This window comes from Legionella longbeachae (assembly GCF_004283175.1).
Taxonomy (GTDB): Bacteria; Pseudomonadota; Gammaproteobacteria; order Legionellales; family Legionellaceae; genus Legionella; species Legionella longbeachae.
The window spans coordinates 392696-405674 of record NZ_RXNW01000001.1; the positions used below are offsets into that span (position 1 = coordinate 392696).

Here is a 12979-nt window from a genome sequence, read left to right on the forward strand (position 1 = left end):
TTTTAGGAACTAAGTTTATGAATTTTGCTTTAATACTAGTTGTCTTATCTTTTATCAGCGGATTTATCTATCTGCTTGATATCCTATTTTGGGCAAAAAAACGCGGACAGGATCAACAACCGACTAAGATTATTGAATATTCGCGTTCATTTTTTCCTGTGTTTTTTATTGTTTTGATTTTGCGTTCTTTTCTCATTGAGCCGTTTCGTATACCATCTGGATCACTTGAGCCAACCTTATTGGTTGGGGATTTTGTGGCAGTGAATAAGTTTATTTACGGCTTGAGGCTTCCCGTGTGGGAAAAGAAAGTTATCTCCATATCCGACCCTAAAGTTGGCGATATTGCTGTATTTCGCTGGCCCCCTGATCCATCTTATGATTATATCAAAAGGGTGATTGGCATTCCGGGCGATAAAATCAGTTATCACAATAAGATATTAACTGTAAATGGAAAGGAAGCAAAACAGACCTTTGTTGAGTACACAATCGATGAGAGCTCTGGAAAAGCAGTATCTAAGTATCAAGAAAATTTGAATGGAGCGGTACATGACATATTTATAAGGACAGATGTCCCTGCTGTAGATTTTGACATTGTCGTTCCTGAAGGCAATTATTTTATGATGGGTGATAATCGAGATGATAGCGCAGATAGCAGGTTTTGGGGATTTGTACCTGAACCTTATTTAAGAGGAAAAGCATTTTTGGTCTGGATGAGCTGGAATGGAAAAACAGATAATGTACGTTGGTCAAAAATTGGAAAATTAATCCCTTAGGTAAGAAGTAAAATCAAGATTATTATAAATTAAGTCCTAAGGATTAGTTTTGATCGTTACGAGGAATTGTGCATGAATAAACAGCAGGGAATGACTTTTATAGGGACAATACTGACTATAGTGGCAATCGTTATGGCCGCAACAGTAATCATGCGTGTTATACCTGTTTATTTGCAATATTATTCTATAATTAGGTCGATTAATGATTTGAATTCAATTCCCGCATCAAATTTCACGGGGGATTCAATGCAGGATATTAATGAGTTGAAAAGTGCTTTGGATAAACATCTTGATATTAATGGAATAAAAAGCTTAAATGAAAATCAATTAACTATAGAACCTCTCGGGGCTAATAAATTTATGGTCAGGTTAAAATATAAAGTGATAAAGCCTTTAATATATAATGTGAGTTTATTATTTGATTTTAATCATACTGAAGAGGTGGTAGCAGGCAGTGAAAATTGATTTAGAACGTTTATGCCGACGATTAGGCTATCACTTTAAAAATAGTGCATATCTCAAACAGGCGTTGACTCATTGTAGTGTGGGCAGTGAAAACTATGAGCGTTTTGAATTTCTTGGTGATTCTATATTAAGCTTTGTCATAGCAAATGAACTGTTTCATCGGTTCCCCTTACAAAGCGAGGGTCAATTAAGTCGTTTGCGTTCGTTTCTTGTACGAGGTGAGATGCTGGTCGAGTTAGCTAAAGAAATTGAGCTTGGTGATTTTCTTTTTTTAGGTCAAGGCGAATTAAAAAGTGGCGGGTTTCGTCGAGCCTCGATTCTTTCTGATGCACTAGAGGCTGTTTTTGCAGCTGTTTTTCTGGATGGTGGAATAGATTGTGCAAAGGAAGTAATTCTAAAATTATATCGTATTCGACTCGAAAGTCCTAATCTAAATGACTGCTTAAAAGATGCCAAAACGCAATTACAGGAATATTTGCAAGCAGAAAAAATTCCTCTTCCAGAATACATATTAACTAAAATTGAAGGCGATGAGCACAATCAAATTTTTTATATTACATGTTCTGTTAATGGTATGAAGCAACAAACCTTTGGCCAAGGATCCAATCGACGAAAAGCAGAGCAGTTGGCGGCTAAAGCAATGTTAGAGCGATTACGTTCAGTTGCGCCGTAACCCTATATGTATTGCATGCGGGGTTACACCTAATGGCGTTATTTCTTAAATCAAATCTTCTAAATTACTGCCTATCTCTAGCCATTCTTCTTCTACTCGATTTAAAGAAGAATGTGTGAGGGAGCGTTTTTCTAAGAGTTGATTTAATTTATTTTGTTGTTTACTGTCCTCATAAAGACGAGCATCACTAAGTTGCGTATCGAGTTGAGTGATTTCAGTTTGATATTGTTCGATGAGTTGCTCTAATTTCTTCAGTCGATTTTGTAATGCTTTTTTTTCTTTGTAATCATTTGCCGATGAACAAGATGTGATTTCCTTGATTGAGTCTTTGGTTTGCAACCAAGAATAATAATCATCCAAATCACCATCAAAAGCCTGGACCTTTTGCTGATAAACTAAATAATAACTATCTACGCTGGTTTTTAACATATGGCGATCATGAGAGATCAAAATTAATGCACCCTCATAACTTTGCAATGCGAGTTCAATTGCTGAACGCATTCCCAGATCCAAGTGGTTAGTCGGCTCATCCAACAACAGTAAATTAGGTTTTAACCACACAAGCTTAGCTAATGCAAGGCGAGCTTTCTCTCCGCCAGAAAAGTGGTGAATGGTTTGTACTGCCATATCACCTGTAAAATTAAAGCCCCCCAAAAAGTCGCGTATAGCTTGCTCACGTACCTCTGGAGAAAGTATTTGGATTGTTTCGACTGGACTTAGATTACAATCCAATTGTTCTAATTGGTGTTGCGCATAATAACCTATTTTTAAATGTGCCGAACGGTGAATTGCGCCACTCAAAATGGATAAAGATCCGGTTAATGTTTTAATAAAAGTTGATTTACCTTCACCATTGGGTCCAAGTAAGGCTATCCTATCGCCGGGATTAAGAGTTAGATTTATTTTTTTTAAAATAGGTTTTTCGGACTGATATCCGGCGTCAACCAGGTTGCATTGTATTAAAGGATTGCTTGCACGTGGGCATGGAAAAAATTCAAAAGAAAAGGGGGAGTCAATTTGGGCGGCTGCAATAATTTCCATGCGCGCAATTGCTTTGAGACGTCCTTGCGCTTGTTTGGCTTTGGTGGCTTTAGCTTTAAAACGATTTACAAAAGACATCATATGATTGATTTTAGCTTGTTGCTTTTCATGCAAGGCTTGCTGTAATGCTAACTGTTGAGCATGAATGTTCTCAAAACAACTATAATTTCCACTATAAAGAGTAAGATTTTGTTTTTCAATATGCAAAATATGAGTCACAAAAGCATCAAGAAACTCACGGTCATGAGAAATAAGGATAATGGTGCTTGGACTTTGCTTTAAAAAACGTTCAAGCCAAAAAATTGCTTCCATGTCCAAATGGTTAGTCGGTTCATCAAGTAGAAGTAAATCAGCCGGTTTCATTAGGCAACGCGCGAGATTTAAGCGCATACGCCACCCTCCTGAAAAGCTGTTGACCGAAGCTTGATGTTGTTTCGCATTAAAACCCAGTCCTGACATAATTGTTGCTGCCAGGGCGGGCTTACTATATCCTGCAGTATGGTTTAGCTCTTCGTGACATAACAATACTTCAGCATCATTACCTGACTTTTCCGCTTCTTTTAAGCGCTGACATAATTTAATATAACCATCATCACCACCTAATACAAAGTCCAATGCGCATTCATCGCTGTCAGGTAATTGCTGGGATAAATGGCTAATAGTGAGTTGGGGATTTATTAAAAACTCACCCGTATCAGGAGTTAATTTTTTTAGTATAAAATCAAATAATGTTGATTTGCCACAGCCGTTATGTCCAATAAGGCCGATTTTTTGTTTTTCATAAAGAGTAACATTAACCTTATCCAATAAAATTTTATTGCCGCGGCTTAAAGTAATTTGACGAAGAGTAAGCATGATAAACTTATTAATTATTAATAAAATTAGAGACACAAACTAGATAGTTTAAATTAATGAGTATCTTAAGTGGCGCGTAGTCGATCTGAATTGGGAATGCTATATCTATTACTCAGAATAATCGGCTTATGCAGCGCCCTACGTAGTTACGGCTCAAAATTATACTTTCAATTTTCTAATTCTATCATAAATCTATTCAACTTGGTTCTGGCTCTATAGTTTTTTTCCGGGCTGATTGGTGTCGCTCATTTTTTTCAATATCGATATAGCGATCTGTAGTTGCACTGCTGCTATGGCCGGCGTCATCACGTACATGTTCACGTGGACGGATTTTTACATCTTCAGAAATTCCGGTATGCCTTAGCCAGTGGACAGTTGCTGCCGCTAAATTGTCAGCTTCTTCAGCATGACCCTTGATACGCAATTGCTCTTCAGCAAGGTCAAAGCACTGTTGAATAATTCTACGGATGGGGGCCGTATCACTCATAGGACCATTACCTCGAATTTTAGGGATGAGGGGGGAGTTGTCAGCAGATGAAGGAAGATGGGTTAATCCTAAGAAACTACGCCACCGTATCAAACTCTCTAACATTGCATCACTTACCGCGATTTGACGTTCCTTATTCCCCTTCCCAACAGTGGTAAACCACCAGTTTCCATTGCTGTCTTTAGCAAAGTTATTCATACTTGGTATCCAGCGATCGCTGGCAACCAGCTCAGATATTCGCAAATACATCCCAAATAACATGCTTAACATAAAACGAGTTCGCTCATGTTTAATTGGTGAATCATAAGCAAGATATTCAGCCGCCTCCAATACCGCACTCCATTGAAGGAGACTTAAGCGGCGTATAGGCGCATTTTGCTGTGCCTTACGAATAAACTTACTTTTTTGCCGAATTAAGCTTACTGGATTGGCAACTAAATATTCTTCTGCGATTAAAAAATTAAATAATGTACTTAAAATGGCGAATATTTCTTGGACGGCACCTTGTGATAAATTAAATTGTTCAATTGCTGGTTTTTGACCTCTCTTCAGTGACGCTTTACTCAAAGTTACTACAAATGGTCTCCAATCCTCATTAGGGATACGTTTTCCATCTTTTTCTATAAAGCGAGGAACCTTTTTTAAACTTATCCAGCCATTAGGCGGATTTTGGCAAAAGCGGATGTATTGTTCTATATCCTCTCGTTTTAATTGATCTAATGTAGAATTTTTAATAAGCCACGTCCATTGTAATAATCGTTCAGTCTCTCTTCGGTAACTATTGAATGTTCCTTGGCTACCTGTATAACTTTTAAGGAAACTCAAGGCGTAGTTAAAATCGTTTTTAAATCTTGCGTCAGGAAGTACAACATGTTCCTGATTTCTATGTAAATGATTAAGGTTATCAAAGATAGGCAGCAGTCTAACTTTCATTATTTTGGGATGTTAAATGAATAATTATCAATGCTAGCTGAAAATGAAAAAAGATACGAGTGATCAATTCAAAAAGTAAACGTTGACTTTGATTTTTTCTATGTGATTCAAATGATCTCACTTTGGTTATTAAGTGTAAACGAAAAAAGAAATAAATTAAAAAATATGAAAATTTAATGATTTAGGATATTGACCTTAATGATGGCAGCTAGTATTATCAGCGCTCTGTCCTTGGGACGGGTTTTCGGGGTGTAGCGCAGTTTGGTAGCGCGCCTGCTTTGGGAGCAGGATGTCGGGGGTTCGAATCCCTCCACCCCGACCAATTTTTTTGCGCCCGTAGCTCATCTGGATAGAGCATCGGCCTTCTAAGCCGAGGGTAGCAGGTTCGAATCCTGCCGGGCGTGCCAGCCCAGATCATTTCATAAGAGTTCTGGCAAAAAATTATGGTGAGCGTAGCTCAGTTGGTAGAGCCCCGGGTTGTGATCCCGGTTGTCGTGGGTTCGAGTCCCATCGTTCACCCCATTTGAAAAACAAATGGTTTTAACACGAAAGATTTTATTTCGGTCTTTACAAGACTGGATTACTGATTGATAATCCAACCTGATTTGCGAAAGTGGCGGAATTGGTAGACGCACTGGATTTAGGTTCCAGCGGGGCGACCCGTGAGAGTTCGAGTCTCTCCTTTCGCACCATTATCATTATAAATTCCATGAGGTGAAATTAATGCAAGTTTCGGTTGAGACCCTAAAAGGTTTGGAACGTAAGGTAACAGTTTCTGTACCTTCAGAAAAAGTTGAGGAAGAAGTGAGCTTACGTCTCAAGAATCTTGCTCGCAAAGTCAAGATAGATGGTTTTCGTCCTGGTAAAGTACCTTTACATGTTGTTACGAATCGTTATTCAAACAGCGTTCGCGAAGAAGTTGCTCGCGATATGGTTCAGTCTACTTTATACGAAGCATTACAAAAAAATGAATTAGTTCCCGCCGGTTATCCTTCTGTAGAACCTGAACAACTTGAAAAAGGTAAAGATTTTAAATACAGCGCTACGTTTGAAATAATGCCTGTATTTGAGATTGCTGAATTAAACCAAGCTCAGGTTGAGTTATCACGTGCAGAAGTCACTGATAAAGACGTTGATCATATGCTTGATAAACTTCGTGAACAAAATAAAGTATGGGATGATGTTTCTCGGGCGGCCAAAAAAGACGATAAAGTTGTAATTGACTTTACCGGTTTCCTTGACGATAAGCCTTTTGAGGGTGGTAGCGCAGAGGGGCATGAATTAGTTCTTGGTTCAGGAGCAATGATCCCTGGTTTCGAGGATGGAATTATTGGCAATAAAAAAGAGAAACCATTCGATATTAAAGTTACTTTCCCGGCTGACTACGGACATAAAGAACTAGCAGGTAAAGAGGCAGTTTTCAATATCACCATTCATAAGGTAATGGAAGGAAAGCTACCTGAGCTAGATGATGCATTTGCTGAGAAATTTAATATTAAAGAAGGGGGAGTAGAAGCTCTCAAAAAAGATATTAAAGAAAACATGACCCGTGAATTAGATCGTCGTGTCAGTATGATGAACAGAGAAAAAATGTTTGATAAGTTAATGGAAGTTAATGATGTTCCATTACCTACCGCATTGATAGACAAAGAAATTGAACATTTAAAGCATGACATGTATCATCGAATTTTCGGACATGAGCATCATGAAAATGAAAAAATTCCTGATTTTCCACGTGAGCTTTTTGAGGAACAAGCTAAACGCCGTGTTCATCTTGGTTTACTCTTCTCTGAATATGTTAAAAAACATCAAATTGTTCCAGATAAAGATAAAGTAAACGCGATGATAGAGAAATTTGCTGGAGCTTATGAAAACCCAGATGAGTTACGTACCTGGTATCAAAATAGTAAAGAGCATATGGCTGAAATCGAAGCTCTTGTTTTAGAGGAAATGGTTGCAGATAAAATCGCTGAAGATGCTAAAATTGAATATCAATCAAAGGACTATGATTCAGTAATGAATCCTAAATCAGCGACTGAAGCGACAGAGAAAAAAGGAGAGTAAGTATATGTCAGGCTATTCAGAGAATATCATTCGTAATGCCAGTGGATTAGTACCTATGGTTATTGAACAAACCTCAAGAGGGGAGCGTTCATATGATATTTACTCAAGATTATTAAAAGAACGGATCATTTTTCTTTTAGGTGAAGTTGAAGATCATATGGCTAATTTAGTGGTTGCTCAATTGCTGTTTCTTGAGTCTGAAAATCCTGAAAAAGACATTTCTCTCTATATAAACTCACCTGGAGGCGTAGTCACGGCAGGATTGGCAATTTACGATACTATCCAATTTATCAAGCCTGACGTGAGTACCTTGTGTATAGGGCAAGCAGCAAGTGCTGCTGCTTTATTGCTTTGCGCTGGAGCTGATGGAAAAAGATTCTGCTTACCAAATTCGCGAGTAATGATTCATCAACCTTTAGGTGGTTATCGGGGACAAGCAACTGATATCGAAATTCATGCACGTGAGACTTTAACTGTAAGAGAACGATTAAACAATATAATGGCAAAGCATACTAAAAAAACGCCTGATCAAATTATGCGTGATACAGAGCGTGATAATTTTATGAGCGCAACACAAGCCGTTGAATATGGTCTTATTGATAAAGTACTTTATGATAGAGAATCAGCGAGCAAAACAGAATAATTATTTTTTAAACCAAAGTTATTTTATGATTCGTTAACTTGAGTCAAAACGCCTTGATTGTATAATATCAAGACATTTTGATTTGGATGAGATATTGTTAATGCAATTCATTTTGCTTCCTACGTTTCCTGCATTAAGTTGATATACGTAGTATTGCAGGAGGTAACTGTCAATTGACACTAGTAGAGTTATAAGCGGAATTTTAGAAAACTGAGCCGCAATTGCCAGGGGGCTAATACTTATTTATTCATAAATTTGATAGCTCCTACATATGCGGCTCATGTTTTTTAGAGTACTATAGTTTATACTGAATTACAGTGGCATATCTTTTTCTGATTGACTAATATTTTACATATATTATCTTTACCGATAATCTTTGTAAGAAGGGGTTTGGTATGAGTAAATCCGGTAACGGAAGTGGTGAAAAAGTTTTATACTGTTCTTTTTGCGGAAAGAGCCAACATGAAGTAAAAAAGTTAATCGCAGGTCCATCTGTATTTGTATGTGATGAATGTGTTGAGCTATGTAATGATATCATTCGTGAAGAAACACATGATACACATGAAGAAGCTGAGGTCCAGTTACCCTCACCTCAAGAAATTTCAGGTTTCTTGGATGAATATGTAATAGGACAAGCACATGCAAAAAAAGTTTTGTCTGTAGCTGTTTATAATCACTACAAGCGGTTACAACACAAAAGTGAAGATGGTGTTGAGCTTGGAAAAAGCAACATTTTACTTATAGGACCAACAGGAAGTGGAAAAACCCTTTTAGCGCAAACATTAGCTCGTATTTTAAATGTTCCTTTTGCAATGGCGGATGCGACTACACTGACTGAAGCAGGTTATGTTGGTGAAGACGTAGAAAATATTATACAGAAACTTTTGCAAAAATGTGATTATGATGTAGATAAAGCGCAGCATGGCATCGTATATATAGATGAAATTGATAAGATATCTCGAAAATCCGATAATCCTTCAATCACTCGCGATGTTTCAGGTGAAGGCGTGCAACAGGCACTATTGAAGTTAATCGAGGGAACAATTGCCTCCGTCCCACCTCAAGGTGGACGTAAACATCCACAACAAGAATTTTTACAAGTAGATACTTCAAATATTTTGTTTATTTGTGGTGGAGCATTTGCTGGTTTAGAAAAAGTAATCAGGGAACGAAGTGATAAATCAGGTATAGGTTTTTCTGCACAACTGAAAAACAAAAAAGATACAAATGATGAAATTTCTAAAGTACTTAACCAGTTAGAGTCTGATGATCTTATTAAATATGGGCTAATTCCAGAATTCGTTGGAAGGCTGCCTGTAGTTACTACCTTGCAAGAACTTGATCAATCAGCTCTCATTGATATTTTAACTAATCCTAAAAATGCGTTGACGAAACAATTCCAATCTCTTTTCAAAATGGAGGATGTAGAGCTTGAGTTTAGGGATGAAGCATTGGTAGCAATTGCTAAAAAAGCTTTAGAAAGAAAAATGGGTGCTCGAGGCTTGCGCGCAATACTTGAAAATATTCTTTTAGACACAATGTATGAATTACCTTCTCTTGAGGGAGTAATTAAAGTTGTGGTTGATGAGAGTGTTATAACTGGCTCGTCAAAACCGATTCTTATTTATGAACAAGACGGGATGAAGAGTGCAGCAGGCGGCCAAGAGTAAGCATTTTTACTCTGTATCTCCCCTGCACATAATGTAGGGGAGAAGTTCATATAATGGACTTTCTTAATTATAAAGCTTTGATTTCTTGCAATAACTCTCCCTTCCTTTTAAATTATAAGTTAGTAGTCTTTAAAATATTAATTTTAAGTTTTCTGTTTAAATAAGGGTTCATTATGTCCATTGAAAATAAAGAAAGTTCGAATGAGACTGAAAAAATGTCCAACATACCAGTATTACCATTAAGAGACGTAGTGGTTTACCCTCATATGGTTATTCCTCTTTTTGTTGGCCGAGGAAAGTCAATTAAGGCCCTGGAAGCGGCAATGGTTGATAACAAACATATCTTTTTAGTAGCACAGAAAAAATCATCAAATGATGATCCTAGCGAAGGTGATATTTTTCAGGTAGGTACATTGTCGAGTGTGCTGCAATTATTAAAATTACCGGATGGAACCGTTAAAGTTTTGGTCGAAGGAGAAAAACGAGCAAAAGCTAAAGAATATCACCAGACGGAAGGATATCTTGAAGCAGCACTTGAGGTAATGGAGGATGAGAATGCAGCCATACAGGAGCCAGATATAGGCATTTTAATGCGTTCCCTCATGTCGCAATTTGAGCAATATATTAAGCTTAATAAAAAAATTCCTCCTGAGGTTTTATCTCCTCTAGCTGGCATTGAAGAACCTGGTCGTTTAGCCGATACCATAGCCGCCCATCTCACTTTAAAAATTGATGACAAGCAAGATTTATTAGAAACTTTAGATGTGGGGACTCGTCTAGAGCGCTTGATGTCTGCAATTGAGAATGAAATTGATCTATTACATGTCGAGAAACGCGTAAGAGGTCGTGTAAAACGCCAAATGGAAAAAAGTCAGCGTGAGTACTATCTCAATGAGCAAATGAAGGCTATTCAAAAAGAGTTAGGTGAATTAGGTGAAGAAGGCAATGAAATTGAGCAACTCGAAAAATCAATTAATAAAGCCGGTATGCCCAAAGAAGCAAAAGAAAAATCACTTGCTGAGTTGCATAAGCTAAAAATGATGTCACCCATGTCCGCTGAGGCTACAGTTATACGAAATTATCTGGATTGGATGCTAGAGGTACCGTGGAAAAAAAGAACAAAAATTCAGTTTGATTTGCTAAAAGCTGAAAAATTATTAGATAAAGAACATTATGGATTAGAGCAGGTTAAAAAACGTATTATCGAATATCTTGCTGTTCAACAACGCGTAAAACGTCTAAAAGGTCCTATCTTATGTTTGGTAGGGCCTCCAGGAGTAGGTAAAACTTCATTAGGGCAATCGATTGCTAATGCCACAGGACGTACATTTATACGTATCGCTTTAGGCGGTGTTAGAGATGAAGCTGAGATCCGAGGCCATAGAAGAACGTATATTGGATCTATGCCTGGAAAAATTATTCAGAAACTATGTAAAGCGGGTGTAAAAAATCCATTAATTATGCTTGATGAAGTCGATAAGATGGCTATGGACTTCCGAGGTGATCCGGCGGCAGCTTTATTAGAGGTATTGGATCCAGAGCAAAATCACACTTTTAACGATCATTATCTTGAAGTTGATTACGATCTCAGTGATGTTATGTTTATCGCCACGGCAAACTCTCTGGAAATACCTGCACCTTTATTGGATAGAATGGAGGTAATTCGTCTTGCAGGCTATACAGAGGATGAAAAAGTAAGTATTGCTGAACGATATCTAGTGCCTAAACAAATTGTCTTAAATGGTTTAAATAATGATGAAATTCATATTAGTGAAGGCGCTATACGAGAAATTATTCGGCATTATACGCGTGAAGCGGGTGTGCGTAACTTAGAGCGTGATATTGCTAGCGTCTGCCGAAAAGTAGTCAAAGAGATTTTATCCAATAAAAAGATAAAAAAAATGGCTGTATCACTTAATAATATTGAAAAATATCTTGGTGTGAAAAAATACAGATATGGTCTTGCAGAACAATTTGATCAGGTTGGTCAAGTTACGGGATTAGCTTGGACAAGTGTAGGTGGGGAATTGCTTACAATCGAAGCTTCAATGATGCCTGGTAAAGGTAAAGTAACACATACAGGGCAGTTAGGTGAAGTAATGCAAGAGTCTATCCATGCTGCAATGACTGTAGTGAGAAGCCGCGCTAAAAAACTTGGGTTATTGGATGATTTTTACGATAAAAATGATTTCCATGTCCATGTTCCGGAGGGCGCTACTCCTAAAGATGGACCAAGTGCGGGTATCGGTATGTGCACGGTTTTGGTTTCAGTAGTAACACAAATTCCGGTTAAGGCGGATGTCGCCATGACAGGTGAAATTACGTTAAGAGGACAAGTGCTACCTATTGGTGGTCTTAAAGAGAAATTGTTGGCAGCTCATCGTGGTGGAATTAAACATGTCATTATCCCTGAAGAGAATGTTAAAGACCTGGAAGAGATACCTGATAATGTACTCCGAAAGCTGACAATTCACCCTGTTCAGACTATTGAACAGGTGCTAGAACTCGCTTTACAACGTAGTCCATGGCTGAATGAGACAACAAATGCACAATCTGGCAAAATTGTTGGTAAACGCTCAAAAAAAATTAAAAATAATGATTTACATGCCCATTAATACAGGGTATAGTTCGTTTCGTAGCCCGCCAATAGCGGGCTTTGCAAGGAAGTAACTACTTGACCGGTTAATTTGATTATTAAAGTTAAATTAGCTTAGAAGTATGGAAGATTAACTGTATAGGGGAAGCAATGAATAAGAGCGAATTAGTTGATGCTATAGCAAGTGGTTCGGGTTTGACAAAAGCTGACGCAAGTAGAGTTTTAGAAACATTCACTAGTACTATTACTGATGCGTTACGAAGTGGTGATCAAGTAGTAATACCTGGTTTCGGATCTTTCTCAACAGGTAATCGTTCAGCACGTACTGGTCGAAATCCACAAACTGGAAAAGTTATACAAATTAAAGCGTCAAGAGTAGCCAAGTTTAAAGCAGGTAAAAACCTGAAAGAAGCGGTTCAAGAAGCTTAAGTTTTCCGGGTGCTTAGCTCAGCTGGGAGAGCATCGCCCTTACAAGGCGAGGGTCGTAGGTTCGATCCCTACAGCACCCACCAATAGTTAATGGAGTGGTAGTTCAGTTGGTTAGAATACCGGCCTGTCACGCCGGGGGTCGCGGGTTCGAGCCCCGTCCACTCCGCCAAATTAACGCGTCGAAAGGCGCGTTTTTTTATGTGAAGGCTTGAAGAAGCTTAAATTTTCCGGGTGCTTAGCTCAGCTGGGAGAGCATCGCCCTTACAAGGCGAGGGTCGTAGGTTCGATCCCTACAGCACCCACCAATAGTTAATGGAGTGGTAGTTCAGTTGGTTAGAATACCGGCCTGT

10 protein-coding genes and 7 tRNA genes are annotated in these 12979 nt (G+C 38.2%); 15 read left to right on the forward strand and 2 right to left on the reverse strand.

Going from position 1 to position 12979, the window contains the following annotated elements; translation table 11 throughout:
- Positions 1 to 17: 17 nt before the first annotated feature.
- The 3 genes from lepB to rnc all read left to right on the forward strand — a co-directional run bounded on the left by lepB (position 18) and on the right by rnc (position 1911).
- Positions 18 to 773, forward strand: a complete 756-nt coding sequence (gene lepB / locus EKG34_RS01570; RefSeq protein WP_003631994.1) for a signal peptidase I — start codon at positions 18 to 20, stop codon at positions 771 to 773.
- A gap of 72 nt (positions 774 to 845) precedes the next feature.
- Positions 846 to 1238 (forward strand): DUF4845 domain-containing protein, encoded by a 393-nt coding sequence (locus EKG34_RS01575; protein ID WP_003631993.1) that lies wholly within the window; start codon positions 846 to 848, stop codon positions 1236 to 1238.
- Entirely contained in the window at positions 1228 to 1911 is a 684-nt protein-coding gene (rnc, locus tag EKG34_RS01580; RefSeq protein ID WP_003631992.1) for a ribonuclease III, read from the forward strand. The genes EKG34_RS01575 and rnc overlap by 11 nt, the downstream gene beginning before the upstream one ends.
- A gap of 45 nt (positions 1912 to 1956) precedes the next feature.
- Here the strand turns inward: rnc and EKG34_RS01585 are convergent, their stop codons facing one another.
- Positions 1957 to 3807: an ABC-F family ATP-binding cassette domain-containing protein gene (locus tag EKG34_RS01585; protein ID WP_003631991.1), complete on the reverse strand. Its 1851-nt coding sequence runs from the start codon at positions 3805 to 3807 to the stop codon at positions 1957 to 1959.
- Positions 3808 to 4003: 196 nt separating this feature from the next.
- On the reverse strand, positions 4004 to 5227 hold the full coding sequence (locus EKG34_RS01590) for a tyrosine-type recombinase/integrase (protein ID WP_003631990.1): 1224 nt from the start codon (positions 5225 to 5227) through the stop codon (positions 4004 to 4006).
- Positions 5228 to 5472: 245 nt separating this feature from the next.
- Here EKG34_RS01590 and EKG34_RS01595 point away from each other — a divergent pair.
- The 12 genes from EKG34_RS01595 (at position 5473) to EKG34_RS01650 (ending at position 12934) form a co-directional block, all read left to right on the forward strand.
- A tRNA-Pro gene (locus EKG34_RS01595) sits at positions 5473 to 5549 on the forward strand.
- A gap of 8 nt (positions 5550 to 5557) precedes the next feature.
- A tRNA-Arg gene (locus EKG34_RS01600) sits at positions 5558 to 5634 on the forward strand.
- A 39-nt stretch (positions 5635 to 5673) separates the two neighbouring features.
- Positions 5674 to 5749: transfer RNA gene (locus tag EKG34_RS01605), tRNA-His, on the forward strand.
- Between the two features lie 85 nt (positions 5750 to 5834).
- Positions 5835 to 5919 (forward strand) — tRNA-Leu (locus tag EKG34_RS01610).
- 31 nt (positions 5920 to 5950) lie between these two features.
- On the forward strand, positions 5951 to 7291 hold the full coding sequence (gene tig, locus EKG34_RS01615; protein WP_003631989.1) for a trigger factor: 1341 nt from the start codon (positions 5951 to 5953) through the stop codon (positions 7289 to 7291).
- Positions 7292 to 7295: 4 nt separating this feature from the next.
- Complete coding sequence (gene clpP / locus EKG34_RS01620) at positions 7296 to 7934, forward strand: ATP-dependent Clp endopeptidase proteolytic subunit ClpP (protein ID WP_003631988.1); 639 nt, start codon at positions 7296 to 7298, stop codon at positions 7932 to 7934.
- 395 nt (positions 7935 to 8329) lie between these two features.
- Complete coding sequence (gene clpX, locus EKG34_RS01625) at positions 8330 to 9604, forward strand: ATP-dependent Clp protease ATP-binding subunit ClpX (protein ID WP_003631987.1); 1275 nt, start codon at positions 8330 to 8332, stop codon at positions 9602 to 9604.
- Positions 9605 to 9777: 173 nt separating this feature from the next.
- Entirely contained in the window at positions 9778 to 12219 is a 2442-nt protein-coding gene (lon, locus tag EKG34_RS01630; protein ID WP_003631986.1) for an endopeptidase La, read from the forward strand.
- Positions 12220 to 12350: 131 nt separating this feature from the next.
- Complete coding sequence (locus tag EKG34_RS01635; protein WP_003631985.1) at positions 12351 to 12629, forward strand: HU family DNA-binding protein; 279 nt, start codon at positions 12351 to 12353, stop codon at positions 12627 to 12629.
- A 7-nt stretch (positions 12630 to 12636) separates the two neighbouring features.
- Positions 12637 to 12712: transfer RNA gene (locus tag EKG34_RS01640), tRNA-Val, on the forward strand.
- A 9-nt stretch (positions 12713 to 12721) separates the two neighbouring features.
- Positions 12722 to 12798 (forward strand) — tRNA-Asp (locus tag EKG34_RS01645).
- A gap of 60 nt (positions 12799 to 12858) precedes the next feature.
- A tRNA-Val gene (locus tag EKG34_RS01650) sits at positions 12859 to 12934 on the forward strand.
- Positions 12935 to 12979 lie beyond the last annotated feature (45 nt).